15 protein-coding genes are annotated in these 17,890 nt (G+C 64.9%); 9 read left to right on the top strand and 6 right to left on the bottom strand.

Annotated elements, in window-relative coordinates:
• Window positions 1-75 precede the first annotated feature (75 nt).
• Entirely contained in the window at window positions 76-1,608 is a 1,533-nt protein-coding gene (locus DH08_RS11535) for a YifB family Mg chelatase-like AAA ATPase (protein ID WP_192179417.1), read from the bottom strand.
• Window positions 1,609-1,914: 306 nt separating this feature from the next.
• On the opposite strand from DH08_RS11535, the gene DH08_RS11540 reads away from it, so the two are divergent.
• A complete protein-coding gene (locus DH08_RS11540) occupies window positions 1,915-3,420 on the top strand; it encodes an Ig-like domain-containing protein (RefSeq protein ID WP_192179418.1) in 1,506 nt (501 codons plus the stop codon).
• Window positions 3,421-3,492: 72 nt separating this feature from the next.
• On the opposite strand, the gene gshB is transcribed toward DH08_RS11540, so the two are convergent.
• From gshB to DH08_RS11555, 3 genes are all read right to left on the bottom strand, one after another.
• Complete coding sequence (gene gshB, locus DH08_RS11545) at window positions 3,493-4,434, bottom strand: glutathione synthase (RefSeq protein ID WP_192179419.1); 942 nt, start codon at window positions 4,432-4,434, stop codon at window positions 3,493-3,495.
• 69 nt (window positions 4,435-4,503) lie between these two features.
• Window positions 4,504-4,878, bottom strand: coding sequence for a GtrA family protein (locus DH08_RS11550; RefSeq protein ID WP_192179420.1), 375 nt, complete (start codon window positions 4,876-4,878; stop codon window positions 4,504-4,506).
• Window positions 4,879-4,882: 4 nt separating this feature from the next.
• The gene (locus DH08_RS11555; RefSeq protein ID WP_192179421.1) at window positions 4,883-5,893 is read right to left on the bottom strand and encodes a glycosyltransferase; all 1,011 of its coding nucleotides are present in this window, start codon (window positions 5,891-5,893) and stop codon (window positions 4,883-4,885) included.
• Window positions 5,894-6,023: 130 nt separating this feature from the next.
• Here DH08_RS11555 and DH08_RS11560 point away from each other — a divergent pair, with 130 nt between their 5' ends.
• From DH08_RS11560 to DH08_RS11595, 8 genes are all read left to right on the top strand, one after another.
• Window positions 6,024-7,823 (top strand): GtrA family protein, encoded by a 1,800-nt coding sequence (locus DH08_RS11560; RefSeq protein ID WP_192179422.1) that lies wholly within the window; start codon window positions 6,024-6,026, stop codon window positions 7,821-7,823.
• 143 nt (window positions 7,824-7,966) lie between these two features.
• Window positions 7,967-9,316 carry a putative bifunctional diguanylate cyclase/phosphodiesterase gene (locus DH08_RS11565; protein ID WP_192179423.1) on the top strand — a complete coding sequence of 450 codons (1,350 nt, stop codon included), beginning with the start codon at window positions 7,967-7,969 and terminating at the stop codon, window positions 9,314-9,316.
• A gap of 154 nt (window positions 9,317-9,470) precedes the next feature.
• On the top strand, window positions 9,471-10,238 hold the full coding sequence (locus DH08_RS11570; RefSeq protein ID WP_192179424.1) for an SDR family NAD(P)-dependent oxidoreductase: 768 nt from the start codon (window positions 9,471-9,473) through the stop codon (window positions 10,236-10,238).
• Window positions 10,235-11,179: a 2-dehydro-3-deoxygalactonokinase gene (locus DH08_RS11575; protein WP_192179425.1), complete on the top strand. Its 945-nt coding sequence runs from the start codon at window positions 10,235-10,237 to the stop codon at window positions 11,177-11,179. Before DH08_RS11570 ends, DH08_RS11575 begins: the two co-directional genes overlap by 4 nt.
• Window positions 11,176-11,814: a 2-dehydro-3-deoxy-6-phosphogalactonate aldolase gene (locus DH08_RS11580; RefSeq protein ID WP_192179426.1), complete on the top strand. Its 639-nt coding sequence runs from the start codon at window positions 11,176-11,178 to the stop codon at window positions 11,812-11,814. The genes DH08_RS11575 and DH08_RS11580 overlap by 4 nt, the downstream gene beginning before the upstream one ends.
• A complete protein-coding gene (locus DH08_RS11585) occupies window positions 11,814-12,689 on the top strand; it encodes an SMP-30/gluconolactonase/LRE family protein (RefSeq protein WP_428338295.1) in 876 nt (291 codons plus the stop codon). The genes DH08_RS11580 and DH08_RS11585 overlap by 1 nt, the downstream gene beginning before the upstream one ends.
• A 107-nt stretch (window positions 12,690-12,796) precedes the next feature.
• Window positions 12,797-13,864, top strand: a complete 1,068-nt coding sequence (locus tag DH08_RS11590) for a D-alanine--D-alanine ligase family protein (RefSeq protein WP_192179428.1) — start codon at window positions 12,797-12,799, stop codon at window positions 13,862-13,864.
• A 113-nt stretch (window positions 13,865-13,977) separates the two neighbouring features.
• On the top strand, window positions 13,978-15,234 hold the full coding sequence (locus DH08_RS11595; protein WP_192179429.1) for a low temperature requirement protein A: 1,257 nt from the start codon (window positions 13,978-13,980) through the stop codon (window positions 15,232-15,234).
• A gap of 104 nt (window positions 15,235-15,338) precedes the next feature.
• Here the strand turns inward: DH08_RS11595 and DH08_RS11600 are convergent, their stop codons facing one another.
• A complete protein-coding gene (locus DH08_RS11600) occupies window positions 15,339-15,704 on the bottom strand; it encodes a DUF1850 domain-containing protein (RefSeq protein ID WP_192179430.1) in 366 nt (121 codons plus the stop codon).
• Entirely contained in the window at window positions 15,701-17,791 is a 2,091-nt protein-coding gene (locus DH08_RS11605; protein ID WP_192179431.1) for a TRAP transporter permease, read from the bottom strand. The genes DH08_RS11600 and DH08_RS11605 overlap by 4 nt, the downstream gene beginning before the upstream one ends.
• Between the last annotated feature and the right edge of the window lie 99 nt (window positions 17,792-17,890).

A 17,890-nucleotide genomic window follows, 5' to 3' on the forward strand; every position in this document is an offset into this window, starting at 1 on the left:
ATCGATCCGCCGCCCGCTGTTCAGGCAGCAGCTGTTCGATCAGTTCAGGCCGCCGCGCAGTTTCGCTGAGCCGCCTTACGCCGCTTGCGCCATCCGCTCCGACATCATGCGGTAGGAAATGGCCTCGGCCAGATGGATGCGGCCGACCGTCTCGCTGGCATCGAGGTCGGCCAGTGTCCGCGCCACTTTCAGCACGCGGTGGTAGGCGCGCGCGGAAAAGCCGAGTTTTTCACTGGCGTCCTTGAGCAGCGTCAAGCCGGCAGCATCCGGCACGGCGATCTCCTCGATGATCGAGGGCGAGCAATGCGCGTTTGTTGTGGCGCTGGTGACGCCTAGCCGCTCGAAGCGCTCGCGCTGGATGGTGCGGGCGCGCGCCACGCGCAGTGCCACGGCCGCACTCTTCTCCGCCTTGTCGGGCCGGATCAGATCGCCGGCCGAAACCGCCGGGACTTCAATGCGGAGATCGATGCGGTCAAGCAACGGGCCGGAAATGCGCGCCTGGTAGTCGGTGCGGCAGCGCTCGCCGCGCAGGCAGCGATAGCCGGGCTCGCCGGCCATGCCGCAGCGGCACGGGTTCATCGCCGCGACCAGCTGGATGCGCGCCGGATAGGTGACGCGATGGTTGGCGCGCGCGATCATGCAGTCGCCGGTCTCCAGCGGCTGGCGCAGCGCGTCGAGAGTCTGTGGCGTGAATTCGGGAAACTCGTCGAGAAACAGCACGCCGTGATGGGCAAGCGAAACCTCACCGGGCCGCGCCCTCAGGCCGCCGCCCACCATCGCCGCCATCGAGGCCGAATGGTGCGGCGCGCGGAACGGCCGCCGGTCGGTCAGCTTGCCTTCGCCGAGCTCGCCGGCCACCGAGGCGATCATCGAGACTTCGAGCAATTCCTTGGGCGCCAGCGGCGGCAGGATCGACGGCAGCCTTTGCGCCAGCATCGATTTGCCCGAACCTGGCGGTCCGACCATCAAGAGATTATGTCCGCCGGCCGCCGCCACCTCCAGCGCCCGCTTGGCGCTCTCCTGGCCCTTGATGTCGGCGAGGTCGGGCAGGTCGCGCGCCGAGGCGTGGATGCCGGCTTCCGGCCGCGACAGCACTTGCGTGCCGCGAAAATGATTGGCGATCGCAATCAGGCTGCGCGGTGCCAATATGTCGAAATCCTTGCCGGCCCAGGCCGCTTCCGGCCCGCAGGCGTGGGGGCAGATCAGGCCCTTGTTCTCGGCATTGGCGCCGATCGCCGCCGGCAGCGCGCCGGCCACAGCGGCAATGGTGCCGTCGAGCGACAATTCGCCGAGCACCACATAGCCGGCCAGCATGTCGCCCGGAATGGCGCCAAGTGCGGCCATCAGGCCGAGTGCGATGGGGAGGTCGTAATGGCTGCCTTCCTTGGGCAGGTCGGCAGGCGCCAGATTGACCGTCACCTTTTTCGACGGCATTGACAGGCCGGAGGCATGGAGTGCCGCCTGCACCCGTTCGCGGCTTTCAGCCACCGCCTTGTCGGCCAGGCCAACAATATGCATGTTGACCTTGCCCGGCGCGATCATCACCTGGACATCGACCGGCACGGCCTCGATGCCCTGGAAAGCAACCGTGCGAACCCGCGCCACCATCTTTTTCAACGCCCCCGGACCTGGCTCGCTCGAAGCCGGTGCAATCAGGCCGTGAGCGCGACCAGGCAAGACAAGCACAGATTTCTGGGTTAATCAAGAACATTACGGGAACATACAGTCGCCGTCGTCTTCCGACGAAATGTCACCGCAGCGCGCAGAACTCCATCGGACTGCCTCCGCCCGAGACGGAATTAACCAACATGGAAAGGCGGTTGGGTTTGTCACCGATCCGACTCGCATACGATGTTATGGTTGGAAGTCGGGGGACATCCGCAGCGCGCCAGGCGCAAAAGCGAGGACGACAGGATGCCGACCTTAAGCAATGGCAGTGAGCTCACCGTATGGGAAGAACCCGAAAATCCCAATCCGAGCCCTGACGCGGTGCTTTTCAGCATCACGGAAACCGACGGCGACGTGATCGGACCGATAGGGGCGAAGGCGGATTTCCCATTTGGTGGGATCGACCTGGCTTCAGTCGATGTCTTCGACGGTTTCTTCACCATCACCAGCTTCACCCACGAGGGCAGGACCGAGACCTGGACGACGGTGGAAACGCAGGTCTTCGACAACGAAGGCAATCTCATCCGCACCCTGTCCGACCAGGCGGCCTACCTGTCGGCCCGGATCGTCTCGATCAACGCCGACGGCCCCAACACCATCACGGTGACATGGAACGGTGCGAACGAATATTTCGGCGGCGAAAACACACAGTACGGCCAGCATCAGATTATCCTGGAAGGCGGCGCGATTCAGCCCGACACCTTCGTCAATCATGCCCCCACGGTGGCCAATCTGAATGTGTCGGTTTCGCAGGGGCAATTTCTCGACGACATCAAGTTCAGCGCGGCGGATGCTGACTACGATCTCCTGAACTTTGTCGTCCTGGACGGGCCCGACCACGGCACCCTTGAGCCGAGCACGAGTTTCGACGGCAATCACTATCCGTTCCACCAAGGCCACGTCGGCACGAGCCTGCATTATCATGCGGGCTTTCTGAGCGACAATCTGTTCGATTACACGCCCGAGGCCGGCTTCGTCGGCACCGACAGCTTTACGGTTTACGCCACCGATGGCCAGGGCAACAGCAATGTGGCGACGATTACGATCACGGTCACACCCCCGGCCGAATCCATCACACTGACCGACGCCACAAACATCGGGAGTTATGCAAGCTACGATCATGCCGTGCTCGTCGCTGCACAGGGCGGTGGCGACCGCGTCAGCGGCACATCGTTCAACGATACGCTCGACGGCGGCGCAGGCCACGACCAGCTGTTCGGCGGCGAAGGCACCGACACGATCATCGGCGGTGCGGGCAGCGATTGGCTGAAGGGGGGTGCCGGCAATGACGAGATGAGCGGCGGTGCCGGTACGGACGGCATCCGCGGCGACACGGGCGACGATGCCCTCGACGGCGGTGCCGGCACCGACGACCTGCGGGGCGGCGCTGGCGACGACATCCTCAATGGCGGTGCCGGCCGCGACCGGCTGGCCGGCGACGCGGGCAGGGATGTCTTCGTGTTCGACGCGCTTGGGCCGGCGAACCACGACACTATCGACGACTTCAATGCGCTCGACGATATGTTCCGGTTGGACAGTTCCGTATTCGTCGGCCTGTCCGCCGGCCCGCTTTTCGCCGCGGTCTTCGCGCTCGGCAACAAAGCCATCGATGACAGCGACCACATCCTTTACGACGACGCCACAGGCGCTCTGCTGTTCGATGTGGACGGGGTGGGCGGAGCGGCGGCCGTCCAGTTCGCCACCGTGCGCCCAGGCATCTCGCTCACCGCGGACGACTTCTTCGTGGTCTAGAGCAAGGGATTTCCGTCAGGAATTGCGTAAAAACACGGAGTTAGAGGATCGCTGGGGCGCAGTTACGTCGAACTATCGCCTCTTGTCCTCGACGCAATCCCAGAACAGGCCAGCAATATCCGCGCCACCGAAACGCTGCACCTCGCGCACGCCGGTCGGTGAGGTCACGTTGATCTCGGTCATGTAGTCGCCGATGACGTCGATGCCGACGAGGATGAAGCCGCGCTCCTTCAGCGACGGGCCGATGCGGGCGCAGATCTCGCGCTCGCGCTCGGTTAGCTCGGTCTTCTCAGCGCGGCCGCCGACATGCATGTTGGAACGCGAATCGTGCTCGGCCGGCACCCGGTTGATGGCGCCCACCGGTTCGCCGTCGATCAGGATGATGCGCTTGTCGCCCTTACGCACGTCCTTCAAATAGCGCTGCACGATATAGGGCTCGCGGAACATCTGGCCGAACATTTCGAGCAGCGAGGCGAGGTTGCGGTCGGCCTCGTGCAAATGGAAGATGCCGGCGCCGCCATTGCCGTAGAGCGGCTTGACGATGATGTCGCCGAACTCCTTGCGGAAGGCGGCAACCTCCATGGGATCCTTGGTGATCAGCGTTTCCGGCATCAGGCCCGGAAATTCGGTGACGAAGATCTTTTCCGGGCTGTTGCGCACCCAGGCTGGGTCGTTGACGACCAGCGTCTTCGGGTGGATGCGCTCGAGGATGTGCGTGGTGGTGATGTAGTTCATGTCGAAGGGCGGATCCTGGCGCAGCAGGATGACGTCCATCTCCGACAGGTCGGTGCGCACCTTCTCGCCCAGCGAATAGTGGTTGCCCTTCTCGTCGCGGAGCTGCATTTCCTCGGTGCGCGCAAACACCTTGCCGTCGCGCATCGACAGCCGGTCGGGCGTGTAGTGGAACAGCTGGTGGCCGCGCCGCTGCGCCTCCAGCGACAGCGCAAACGACGTGTCGCCGGCGATCGACACCGTCGAAACATGGTCCATCTGGACGGCGATTTTCAAGGGCATCTTGGGTCTCCGGCGCGATCCTTGTCGCCGATATAAGGAACTCGGCGGCTTCTGCCAATCAGCCAGAGCCTATCGGTCGAAGACCAGGCGGGAATAGCCGAGGAAGGAAAGCGCCATGGCGACCAGCGAGGCGATAGCGAGCGCGGCAAGCGGCGGCATCGCTGGCAGGGCAAACAGGATCACGCAATAGACGACATAGTTGATGATGCTGGTGGCGATGCCGACGCCGCCATAGCGCGCGCCCTCCGTTGCGATGCCGCGGCTCGACGGCGAGAAGGTCAAATGGCGGTTGAACTGCCAGGTGACGGTCAGCGCAAAGCCGATCGAAAGCACGCGGGCGACAAGCGGGCCAAGCGGCGTAACGGCCAGCAGCAGCCACAATGCCGCCGCGTCGGCGACGAAACCGACGCCGCCGGCAAGAATGAAGCGGAAGAGACGGCTCACGCTGCTACGCCGCCCGGGGAGTCTTGCCCCGTGAGGGTTTCAGGGCAGTCTGCTCAGCGGCCCGTTCACGCCGTTCGACGCGGCCGGACGGCATCGACAGATAGAAGATGCGCTTTTGTTCGGCGCGGCCGCGCGATACCGAATCGAGGATCAGCCCGGTGACAACCGAAAGCATCGACAGAAGCAGCAGTCCGACGGACAGCACCCAGGTCGGCATGCGTGGCACGAGGCCGGTTTGCGCGAATTCGATCAGCACCGGCGTCATCAGAAACAGGCTCGACCCGAGGAAGAACATGGCAAAGGCGCCGAAGAAGCGCAGTGGCTGCGTCTCCTTCATCAGCATGGCGAACATCCACAGGATCCTGGCGCCGTCGCGATAAGTCGACAGTTTCGACGACGAGCCCTCCGGCCGGCGGCCATAATCGAGCGCGATCTCGCTGACCGGCAGCTTGAGCTGCGAGGCATGAACCGACATTTCGGTCTCGATCTCGAAGCCGCCGGAAACAGCAGGGAAGCTCTTGACGAAACGCCGGGTGAAGACGCGGTAGCCGGAGAAGATGTCGGTGAAATCCGAACCGAACAACCGCTTGTACAGGCTGTTGAAGATGCGGTTGCCGAAGGCATGGCCGGAGCGGCCGGCATCGTCGGTGACGCCGCGCCTGGTGCCCACCACCATGTCGCAGCGCTCGGTCAAAAGCGTGTTGATCAGCTGCGGCGCGTCCTCCGGCGCGTAGGTTCCGTCGCCGTCGGCCATCAGATAGATGTCGGCCTCGATGTCGGCGAACATGCGCCGCACGACATTGCCCTTGCCCTGGCGCGGCTCGCGGATGACGGTGGCGCCGGCCGCGCGGGCTCGCAGCGCCGTCAGATCGCGCGAATTGTTGTCGTAGACATAGATCGCGGCCGAAGGCAGCGCCTCGCGAAACCGCCGCACCACCTCGGCGATCGTCGGCTCCTCATTGTAGCAAGGCAGGAGCACGGCAATATCGGGCTCGTGGCGGACTTCATGCGGCATTTTCGTCTCCGGATGCCATCTGAGGCCCTGGCCGCGCGCAAAACGCCGGCCTCGCTCAGGCGGCTTTACTATTTATTGAAGCCGTTAAGGCTAGGTTTAAGCCGCATTCCTTCCGACAAAGGTCATAACGATGAGCTCAGGCAAGGCCGGCGCTTCCTCCTGGAAGTCCGATTTGATGCTGGCGCTGCTTGCCATGCTGGTGGCGCTGGCCGTCAATGCCGGCACCGGCTTTCGCGAACTGACCGATGCCGGCGGCGACAATGACAATCTGCTGCGTCTGGTCGAGGTCCGCGACCTGCTGGGCGGCCAGGGCTGGTTCGACCTGCACCAGTACCGGATGGGACTGGAAGGCGGCTTCGTCATGCATTGGTCGCGGCTGGTCGACACGCCGATCGCCGCCATAATCCTTGTCGTGCAGGCTTTGACCGGCAGCACCGCTCTTGCCGAGGATGTCGCGCAGATTGCCTGGCCGTCGCTGCTGTTCTTTCTGACCGTGTTCTTCACCACTCGCGCGGCACGCAATGTCGCCGGCGAGAGTGCTGTTTTGCCGTCCGTCGTCGTCGGCGCGGCGGCGTATCATTTCATCGGCATCTATTCGACGGGGGCGCTCGATCATCACAACGTCCAGCTGATGTTGACCATGGCAAGCCTCTGCCTGCTGCTGGAGGCGCCGGTGCGGCGGACCGCAGCGCTTTTCTCCGGACTTTGCGCCGCGCTGACGCTCGCCGTCGGCATGGAAACTGTCCCCTATGTCGCCACCATCGGCGTCTCGGTCGCTTTGCTGTTTGCCGTCGACAGGTCGGGTGAGAGCCGGATCGCCCGGGATTTCGGCCTCGGTTTTGCCGTTGTCTCGGCCTTGGTCTTCATTGCCACCATCCCCTTCTCGGCATGGGGCCAGGCGCAATGCGATGCCTTCTCGACCGTGCAGTTTGTCGTGGCGGCACTTGCCGGAACCGGCCTGGCAGTCATCGCCTCGATCGATGCCGCCGGTCGTAGCTGGCAGCGGCGTCTCGTGTCGCTTGCCCTGCTTGCTGCAGTCATAGCCGCGGTCGTGGTGTCGCTGTTCCCGCAATGCCTGGCAGCTCCCTATGCCAATCTCGATCCGCGCCTCAAGGAATTGTGGCTCGATCACATCGACGAGGCCCAGTCGCTGTTCACGCTTCTCGCCCACGCGCCGGCCCGCGTCGCGGCCCGCTACGCCACGCCGCTGGTGGCCATCGTGCTGATGGCGATCAGCTTTAGCCGCGGCAACTGGCGGCGGCAGGAAAGCCTCGTGGCCGCGCTGCTCGTCGTTGCTTTCGTCGTCAGCGCCTGGCAGGTGCGTGGCTCGACATTCTCGATCGGCTTCGCCGTCATCCCGCTCTCGGCCTGGATCGCCAAATGGCGCCAGCGTGCCGAGGTCAGCCCTTCACGCGGCGTTGTGCTGCGCATGGCCGCAGCCTGGCTGGTGTCGGTGAACGCCGTCTGGACCGGTGCCGCGGCGGCAACCTCGGTGGCGCTCGAATCCAAGAACACTGTGGCGGCCGACAGCGAGACCGACAAGCTGTGCTACCGCATGGCGACCTTTGCGCCGCTCGGCCACATGCCTGATACCACTGTGTTGGCGATCTCCAATCTCGGCGCGCCGATCCTGGCCTATTCGGGACATCGCGTGTTCGCCGGGCCCTATCATCGCAACATCGCCGGCAACCTCTTGGCGCTCGATGCCTTCCTGGGGCCTGCCGACGAAGCGCGCAAGATCGTGGCGGATCATCGCGTCGGCCTGGTCGCGCTTTGCCGCGGCAGCGCGGAAAGCGAGCTCCTGACCGAGAAGGCGCCGCAAGGCTTTCTCGCCGGGCTGATGCACGGCAGCGTGCCGGACTGGCTCGAGCTTGTGGCGGAAACCAAGGGAACCCCGATCGAACTCTATCGTGTCCGGCAAGGCGCCTGACGGCATCCGTCCCTGAAAAGTCGGACAATTCATACGATCGGCGGCCTTTTTTCAGCCGGCGAAAAAATCGATTTCGCGATACGTTTCCTAAACGGTTTGCTGCCAGTCTGCGCATAAATTCAGAGGTGCAAACAGGAACACCGATGCAAACGACGTTTGGCACCGGGCAGGCAGCCAAGGAAAACACGGATCTGGCCTTCACGGATGCGTTGACCGGGCTTGGCAATCATCGCCGCTTCTTCGACAAGGTCGACCGCCTGATCAGCGATCGGTCCGAGGACCCGGCGCCCTTCACCGTCGGCATCCTCGACCTCGACGGCTTCAAGCCGATCAACGATTTGTTCGGCCACAAGGCTGGCGACGACATCCTGATCCAGGTGGCGATGCGGCTGCGCGCGTCGATGGACAGCTATTCCACGGTCTGCCGCATCGGCGCCGACGAGTTCGCCTACCTCTATCCGATGGTGTTCAGCGAAGAGGCAGCGGCGGAAAAGTCGCGCATGCTGATCGAGATCCTTTCGGCGCCGTATGATGTCGGCGAACGCACGGCCAGGCTTTCGGCCTCGGTCGGCTGCTCGCTGTTCTACTCCGGCGACGAGACCACCGAGATCCTCGTCAACAAGGCCGAAACCGCGCTCTACCATGCCAAGCGCTCGGGCCGCGGCCGGGTCGTCGTCTACACCCGCGAGATGGAGGAAGCCGCCAAGCGCGTCACCCGTATCGAGCAGGCGCTGCGCCGTGCCGTTTCGGCCGGCGAGGTGGAGCCGCATTTCCAGCCCATCGTCGATCTCACCACTCGCCGCACCATCGGCTTCGAGACACTGGCGCGCTGGACCGATCGCGACCTCGGCATGGTGCCGCCGAGCGTCTTTATCCCGATCGCCGAGGAACGCGGCATCATCGGCCCGCTGTCGCAGCTGGTGCTGCGCAAGGCCACCGAGGCCGCCCGCAGCTGGCCGAGCGATCTGTTCCTGTCCTTCAACCTGTCGCCGTCGCAGCTTGTCGACCAGAACACCGGCCTGCACATATTGGCAATCCTCGACCGCACCGGGTTCGATCCGCGCCGGCTGGAGATCGAGATTACCGAAACCGGCCTGATGAACGATCCGGCCTCGGCCGAGAAGATCGTCGAGGATCTGCGCCGCGTCGGCATCCGCGTTTCGCTCGACGATTTCGGCACCGGCCAGTCCTCGCTCGGACGCCTGCGCGAGTTCCATTTCGACAAGCTCAAGATCGACCGCGCCTTCGTCTCCTCCATCCTCGACGACCGGCCGTCGGAACACATCATCCGCGCCATTCTCGCCATGTGCGAGGGGCTCGGCATGGACGTGGTCGCCGAGGGCATCGAGGAAGAGGCGCAGGCCGACCGCCTCGTCCAGTTCGGCTGCGCCGGCGGGCAGGGCTATCTGTTCGGCAGGCCGGTCGATGCCGACGCCACACTCGGCTATCTGCGCGATTCCTATCGCGGTGCCTTGCGCGCCAAGGCGATCTGAGGGCGTTTGCCGCCAACGCTTCGCCTATCCGGCGGCCCCGGTGAGGGCACTCCCGCCATTTTGTCAGACATAAGCGCAGGAATCTGTTTTTTCGCCCTTGCTCGCCGGAGATCGCTGGCTAGGATGCGCGCCGTCCATAACGGAGAGAAAAAACATGATGCCATCGGCGCGTTTCGCCGACCTTGAAGACGCCTCGGTGCTGATCACCGGCGGCGGCTCCGGCATCGGTGCCGCGCTGACCGAAGGCTTCTCGCGGCAGGGCGCGAAGGTCGCCTTCATCGATATCGCCGATGGCCCGAGCACAGCACTTGCCGATCGCATCGAAAACGAGCTTGGCCGACGGCCGCTTTACCTCAAGACCGACCTGCGCGATGTCGAGGCGCTGCGGGTCTCGGTCGCCAAGGCGGCCGCGGCGCATGGCGATGTCACCGTGCTGATCAACAACGCCGCGCTCGACGACCGCCATGCCGTTGAGGACGTCACCGTTGAGTTCTGGGACAACAACCACGCGGTCAATTTGCGTCCGCATTTCTTCACCGCGCAGGCGGTGGCGCCGGGCATGAAGCGAGCCGGCGGCGGCTCGATCATCAATTTCACCTCAACGTCCTATCTGATCAACCACCCGGACATGCCGGCCTATACGGCCGCCAAGGCCGGTATCCTTGGCCTCACCAAGGGGCTCGCCGGCAAGCTCGGTGCCGACCGCATCCGCGTCAACGCGCTTGCGCCCGGCTGGGTGATCACCGAACGGCAGAAGGAACTCTGGGTCACCGAGCAGGGGCTCGCCGCCCATGTCGCCAAGCAGTGCATCAAGGAGGCCATGCAGCCCGACGACATCGTCGGCACGGTGCTGTTCCTGGCGTCCGACGCCTCGCGCATGCTGACCGCGCAGATGCTGATCGTCGATGGAGGCTTCCTGTGAGCGCGCTACCGGCGGTCGCGGCCGTCGACTGGGGCACGACCCGCATGCGGGTCTGGCTGATCGATGAAGCCGGCAAGGTTCTTGCCGAGCGTCGTGGCGACGACGGGCTGATCACCGCGCAGCAGAAAGGTTTTTCCCCCATCCTCGAAGGCCATCTGGCGGCTCTCGGCGCACCCGCGGCGCTGCCAGTCATCATTTGCGGCATGGCCGGCTCCCGCCAGGGCTGGCTCGAGGCGCCCTATGTCACCGTGCCGGCGCCGATCGGCGCCATCCTTGCAGGCGCCGCCCGTATTCCCGGCCAGCAGCGGGATATCCGTATCGTGCCCGGCCTCGCCCAGCGTCTCGCCGATGCGCCCGACGTCATGCGCGGCGAGGAAACCCAGCTTGCCGGTTCCGGTTTGCCGGCAAAGGGTCGCCATCTCGTCTGCATGCCGGGCACGCATTCGAAATGGGTCCTGGTCGAGGACAGCGCGGTTGCCGGCTTCGGCACCTGGCCGACCGGCGAGCTGTTCTCGGTGCTGGCGGGGCACTCGATCCTGCGCCATTCGCTGGGCGAGCAGCCGAAGCCCGTCGCGCCGGACAATCCGTTCTTCCAGGAGTGGTGCCGAAGGGCGCTTGCCGAAGGCGGCGACGTCATCTCAAAACTGTTTTCGATCCGCGCCGCCGGGCTGCTGCAGGATCTGAAGCCCGACGATGCCGCTGCCTGCCTGTCCGGCCTGCTGATCGGCGGCGAGATCGCCTCGGCGAAACGCCGCTATGGCGCCGGTGCAGCACCCATCGTGCTGGTCGCCTCCGGCGCGCTTGCCACGCTCTATGGAGCAGCACTCGGCCTTGCCGGACTCGACGTAAGAGCCGTCGACGCCGACGAGGCGGTGCGGGCCGGCCTGATCGAGGCCGCGCGCGAAAACGGCATGATCGCCAGAAGTGGAGTTGCAACGTGACCCGGACCGCACCGTTCCCGAAGCTCAAGCGCGGCCTGGTCGCCATCCTGCGCGGGCTGAAGCCCGAAGAGGCGGTGGCCATCGGCACGGCGGTCTTCGAGGCCGGCATCGAGGCGATCGAGGTACCGCTCAATTCGCCGGACCCGTTTTCGTCGATCGCCGGCATCGCCGGGGCGCTTCCGGCGACCGCGCTGGTCGGCGCCGGCACGGTGCTGACACCGGCCGATGTCGACGGCCTGCACAAGGCCGGCGGCAGGCTGCTGGTCAGCCCCAACATCGACGCGGACGTGATGCGCCGCGCCATGGACCACGGCATGGTGACGATGCCTGGCGTCTTCACGCCGACCGAAGCGTTCCAGGCCATCCGGCTCGGCGCCTCGGCTCTCAAATTCTTTCCGGCCAGCGTGCTCGGTGCAGGCGGCATCTCGGCCGTGCGTGCGGTGCTGCCGGGAGACACGCTGATCGGTGCCGTCGGCGGCGTCTCGGAAAAAGATTTCGCCGGCTATAAAGCGGTTGGCGTCACCGTCTTCGGCCTCGGCTCCAGCCTGTTCAAACCAGGCATGCGTGTCGACGAGGTGGCGGCCCGCGCCCGAGCCGCGGCGGTGGCCTGGGACATGGCTTTCGGGGGCGCATGATGGACACTGTTTCGGTCTTTTGCGACCACATCTGCCAGCTCGGCGAGGGACCGAGCTATGATCGCGCCACCGATGCTCTGTTCTGGTTCGACATCGTCAATGGCCTGCTGTTGGAGAAGGGCGTTGCCTCCGGCGCGCTGAAGACCCATGAGCTTGGCCTGATGGCCAGCGCCATCGCCATCATCGACGACCAGCGGCAGCTGATCGCCACCGAAACCGGCCTGCATGTCCGCGATGTCGCGACCGGCAGGTTGACGCTGCACACGCCGATCGAGGCCGACAATCCGCTCACGCGCTCCAACGATTCGCGCGTCCATCCCTGCGGTGCCTTCTGGGTCGGCACGATGGGCAAGGGCGAAGAAAAAGGCGCAGGCTCGATCTACTGGTTCTTCAAGGGCGAGCTGCGCCGGCTGTATTCCGACATCACCGTGTCGAACTCGATCTGCTTTTCCGAGGACGGAACGGTCGCCTATTACACCGACACCAGCACCGGGCTGCTGATGCGCGTCGCCTGTGACCCGGCGACCGGTCTGCCCGCCGGCGAGCCGAAGGTCTTCGTCGATCATCGCGCGGCCAAGGGCTATGTCGACGGCTCCGTCGTCGACCGCGACGGCGTGCTGTGGAACGCCGTCTGGGGCGGCAAGGCGGTCAAGGCCTATGCGCCCGACAGCACGCTGCTGCGCGAGGTTTCGATGCCGGTGACGCAGCCCTCTTGCCCCGCCTTTGTCGGCGCGAAGGCCGACAGGCTGGCGGTGACCTCGGCGTGGAAGGGCAAGGACGACAAGCAGCGCAAGCTCGACCCACAGGCCGGCATGACCTTTCTCATCGATATTCCCGTCAACGGCCGCTTCGAGCCGCGCGTGCTGATCGTCTGACTCTCCTGATCGGAAGACGCTGTCACGCAACCGTCCGGAGCAGTCGGTTTCGCGAAAGCCGTTGGCAGACGCCATGCGATGGTGGGCGCATTGCCGGGAATTGATCTATGTCGAGCCGCCAACCGAAACTGATCCTCGTCCACGAGCCGGAAAAGGCCTGCTACGACCGGCTCGTCGCCGATTGCCATGCGCCGGAACGCGCCGCCGAGATTTCGTCCTATCTGGCGCAGTCGACCGATCTCGCTCGCGAATTCGATGCGCTTGCCGCAGCCTGCGACAAACGCGGCCTCGCCTTCGCGCCGGTGGCGCTCGACGATGCGGCAGGCGTGCTCGCCGGAGCCGATCCGGGCACCACGCTGGTATGGACGCTGACCGACGGCATTGCCTATTTCCGCGGTGGCGCGGCCCCCGCGCAGGCGCGGCTGAACGGCCTGAAAACGATCGGCGCCGACGACGCGCTGTTCGCGCTTTGCCAGGACAAGTTCCGCTCAGGCGCCGTGCTCGCCGCGCTCGGCCTGCCGGTGCCGCAGGCCGGCCTGGCGCGCGACGGAAGCTGGCTGGTCGAGCCGCCGGCCTCGGCGACCGGCTGGTTCGTCAAGCCGAACCGTCTCGGCGCCAAGATCGGCATCTGGCCGGAGTCCCGCTGCGATAATCTCGGTCACGCGCTTGAACTCAGCCGGCGTGTTTTCGCCGCCTATCGCGACGATGTCGTCGTCCAGCCCTATGTCTCCGGCCGCAATGCGCGCGCCAGTTTCCTTGGGCTGAAGCCGGGAACCGGCGTCGAGGCGCTCGGCATCGCCTTTGTCGATTCAGGTGGCGATTTCCAGACCATGGAAGACAGTCTGGCGCTCTATGGCGAGACCGGCGAAGCGGCGAAGGCGGCAGGACGCTACGTCGAACCGGCGCTTGTCCCGGTTGGAGCCAGCCAGCCGGGAGCCAACGCAAAAATCCGCCGCATCGCCGAGAGGCTGATCGTCGGGCTTGGCCTGCGCGATGTGTTTTCCATCGATTTCAGGATCGAGGCTGACGACCGCGTCCATCTCATCGAGTTCGAGGTCTGTCCCGGCCTGCCCTGCTTCGATTTTCGCGACTATTGCCGCCAGCAATGGGGCTTGAGCCTGGCTGACGCCATGGCCGAGACGGCAGTGAGCCGATTGCCTGGCCAGACCGTTTAGACGGCACGGACCTACAAACCCGCTGGGCTTGGTAGCGTGCGGCCGGCTGCGCGCCTTGACGCTTTCTGCCTTGTCTCTAGTGTCGGTCGACGAGGCCCAACGAAGAGCGCGCGATGAATACAAAGCCCGTCAGTTCCGAGACGCTCCACCATCATGTCAGGCGCATGGCTGGACGCCATCCGCATGAGGAGCATCGCGTCGCAACCCCGCTCGAACTTCTGTTCGACCTTACTTTCGTAACAGCTTTCGGCCTTGCCTCATCCCAGCTCGCGCATGCGCTGGCTGAGGGCCACTATGCGGCGGCCCTGCTGGGTTTCGGCTTCGCAAGCTTCGCCATCTGCTGGGCCTGGGTCAATTTCTCATGGTTCTCCTCGGCCTACGACACCGACGACTGGATTTTCCGTCTTGTCACCATGGTGCAAATGATCGGTGTGCTGGTGCTGGCAATCGGCCTGCCGCGCATGTTTGCCTCGATCGAGCATGGCGAACATCTCGACAATTCGGTCATGGTGCTTGGCTACGTCATCATGCGCGTCGCCATGGTGTTCCAGTGGTTACGCGCGGCCAGGCAGGACCCTGATCGGCGCCGGGCCTGCCTGACCTACGCCACAGCGATCTCGGTGGCCCAGGTCGGTTGGGTGGTGCAGATCCTCGCCGATTTCTCGGTCGGCGTCAGCCTTATACTCGCCTGCGTCCTCGCATTGGTCGAATTGGCGGGGCCGGTGATCGCCGAACGCAGGGATGGCGGCACGCCCTGGCATGCCCATCACATCGCCGAGCGCCACAGCCTGTTCGCCATCATCGCGCTGGGCGAGGGTGTCGTCGGTACGCTCGCGTCGTTGTCGGCCGTGGTCGAGGAGCAGGGCTGGACCATGGATGCGGCTCTGGTTTGCATCGCCGGCACCGGGCTGACCTTCGGCATGTGGTGGATCTATTACATACTGCCTTCGGCGCGGATCCTTCATGCCCACCGCGATCGCGCATTCGTGTGGGGTTATGGGCAGATGCTGGTCGTGACTGCCATCGTTGCGACCGGCGCCGGGCTCCACGTCGCGGCCTATTTTATCGAGCACAAGGCTCACATTGGCCCGCTTGCGACGCTGCTTACCGCCGCTATTCCCGTGGGTATCTTCCTGGGGCTGATCTATGCGCTCTACTACTACCTTGTTCCGCGCTTCGATCCGTTTCACATCTGGCTGCTGCTCGCGACCGCGGCGGTCGTCGCGCTCGCCGTTTTCGCCGCGCTTGCCGGCGTCGACATGGCGATCTGCCTCATCATTCTAATGCTCGCACCGGCCGTAACTGTCGTCGGCTACGAAGCGCTCGGACACCGCCACCAGACGGAAGCGCTCGCAAGCGACGAGCACTGAGGCAATTCGGACCTTGACGTCGATTGCCGGATGGGTCGCGCGCCGGCCAGATATCGGTTGCTGTCAAACGGCTCCGGCCGGTTGTCGGTTAAAAAAGTTCGGGATCATGGTCTGGCGCACGATTCCAGCACGATCGTGTCACCAGCCGCCTTGCCAAGTTCGCGGCAGCCCTGATCCGTGCACAGCGTCCAGCCTTCGCCAGTCGCGCCAGACGCGGCGAGCACGAGGCGCGGTTGCGTCCCGATCCCGGGCGTGTAGGTCCACCAGCCGTCCCGCAATACCGAACCCTCGGGCGGCTCCATGCCGGCGCCGGACCCTTTGACGCGTGCTTCGACGACCTGCAGCCCGGATGGCAGCACGGTCCAGTCTTCCTGCCAGCGCGTCCTTTCCACCGAGTGCGTCCAGGACAGGGTGAAGGCGGCGACAGCGAGCTTGACCGTCTTGCCGGCCGCGAGGATGCAGAGGCTCATGCGGCGGTGAGCGCCTGGCGCGCGCGCCAGACATGCCAGCCGATCCACAGCAGAGAGAGCGCCCAGCCGGCCTCGTCTGTGAGCGGAAGTGTGGCGACCAGCAGCACGCCGGCGGCAAAGGCGACCAGGCGTTCCCACCAGACCATGCGCCGGACGAGGAAGCCGACGGCGGCCGCACCCCAGAGCACAATGCCCATGCAGGCCTTGACGACGACATAGGCGACTTCGACCGGATAGCCGAACTGCGCGGCGAGCGGGCCGGCATCCTGCAGCATCAGCGCCGGAGTGTAGACCGCCATGAACGGCACGACGAAGCCGGCGATGGCTAGCTTGGTCGCCTGGACGCCGATCTTGAGGCCGCTTTCCTTGGCCATGGGTGCGGCGGCAAAGGCGGCCAGCGCCACCGGCGGGGTAAGGTCGGCCATGATGCCGAAGTAGAAGACGAACATGTGACTGACCAGCAGCGGCACGCCGAGCTCCAACAGTGCCGGTCCGGCCAGCGACGAGGTGATGATGTAATTGGGGATGGTCGGGATGCCCATGCCGAGCACCAGGCAGGTGAGCATGGTCAGCACCAGCGACAGGAACAGATTGTTCTCGCCGATCGAGATGATCCAGCCGATGAAGGTCGAGGCAATGCCGGTCAGCGTCAGCGTGCCGATGACGATGCCGACGATGGCGCAGGCGATGCCGACCGGCAGTGCGTTCTTGGCGCCTTCGGCAAGCGAGTCGACGCATATGGCAAGCGTCTCACGACCGCCCTTGAAGGTGACGCAGGCGACGATGAGCGCGGCGATGACGAGGCTGAGGATATTGACGCCGAACTTCATGAAGGACGCTGCGGCAAGCCCCAGCGCCAGCCAGAAAACGATGCGGAAGGCCAGTGGACCGATCAAGGCAGCCAAAGGCGTGCCGAGGATGAGCACGATGGTCAGCGCCAAGCCCATTGTGCCGGCGAAGATTGGCGTGTAGCCGGCAAACAGAAGATAGACCAGCGCAGCGAGCGGCAGCACCAGCGGCCAATGCTGTCTAACCGCGTCCCAGGGATTGGGCAACTCCGCCTTGGCCATGCCGTGCAGGTTCGCCTTGCCGGCCTCCAGATGCACCTGCCAGAAGCAGGCGCCGAAATAGAGCAGGGCGGGGATGATCGCCGCCTTGACCACCGCGGCATAGGGGATATTCAGCGTCTCGGCCATGATGAAGGCGACGGCGCCCATCACCGGCGGCATGATCTGGCCGCCCATGGAGGAGGTCGCCTCGACGGCGCCGGCGAAGGCCGAGCGGAAGCCGAAGCGCTTCATCAGCGGGATGGTGAACTGGCCGCTGGCCACCACATTGGCGACGCCGGAGCCGGAGATGGTGCCCATCAGCGCCGAGGACAGCACGCAGACCTGCGCCGGGCCGCCGCGCCAGGAGCCGACCAGGCCAAGCGCGAAATCGTTGAACAGCGCGATCATGCCGGCGCGTTCAAGAAAGGCGGCAAAGACGACGAAGATGAAGATATAGGCGGCGGAAACATAGACCGGCGTGCCGTATATGCCTTCGGTGCCGAAGGCGAAGGTGTCGACCAGCTGGGCGAAATCATAGCCGCGGTGGATGAAGGGCGGCGGCAAATGATTGCCGACGAAGCAATAGGCGAGGAAGACGAAGGCGATGACGGCTAGCGGCAGTCCCATCAGCCGCCTGGCGGCCTCGAAAACCAGCACCACCAGCAGCGAACCGACGATCAAGTCGGGCGTGGTGAGGAAGCCGGAACGGCGGATCAAGTCGGCATAGAAAACCCAGTTGTAGAGGCCGGTGCCGAAGCCGAGCAGGCCGAGAACCCAGAACACAGCTTTCGCCGGCAGGCTGCTGGCGCGCAGATTGGCGATCAGGGCGAAGCCGAGCAACAGCAGGAAGCCGACATGCATGGCACGCACCACCTGGCTGGGCAGGTTGCCATAGGCGGCGACATAGATCTGGAAGACGGAAAAGGCGACGGCGATGAGGAAGGCCGCCTTGCCGGCGAGGCCTTCGCCGAAGCCCGCCGGGAGGCCTTCGATGGGTTCTTCGACGGCAGGGGAAAGAACGGTCGGGGTTTCGGTCATTGGCGGGTTCCTGGTGGCATCCCTCCCCCCTTGAGGGGAGGGTGCGGAACGAAGCGAGGCGGGTGGGTCGGTCCGGGCAGCGCGCGGCATGAACCGACC

Source organism: Mesorhizobium amorphae, from assembly GCF_014843845.1.
Taxonomy (GTDB): Bacteria; Pseudomonadota; Alphaproteobacteria; order Rhizobiales; family Rhizobiaceae; genus Mesorhizobium; species Mesorhizobium amorphae_A.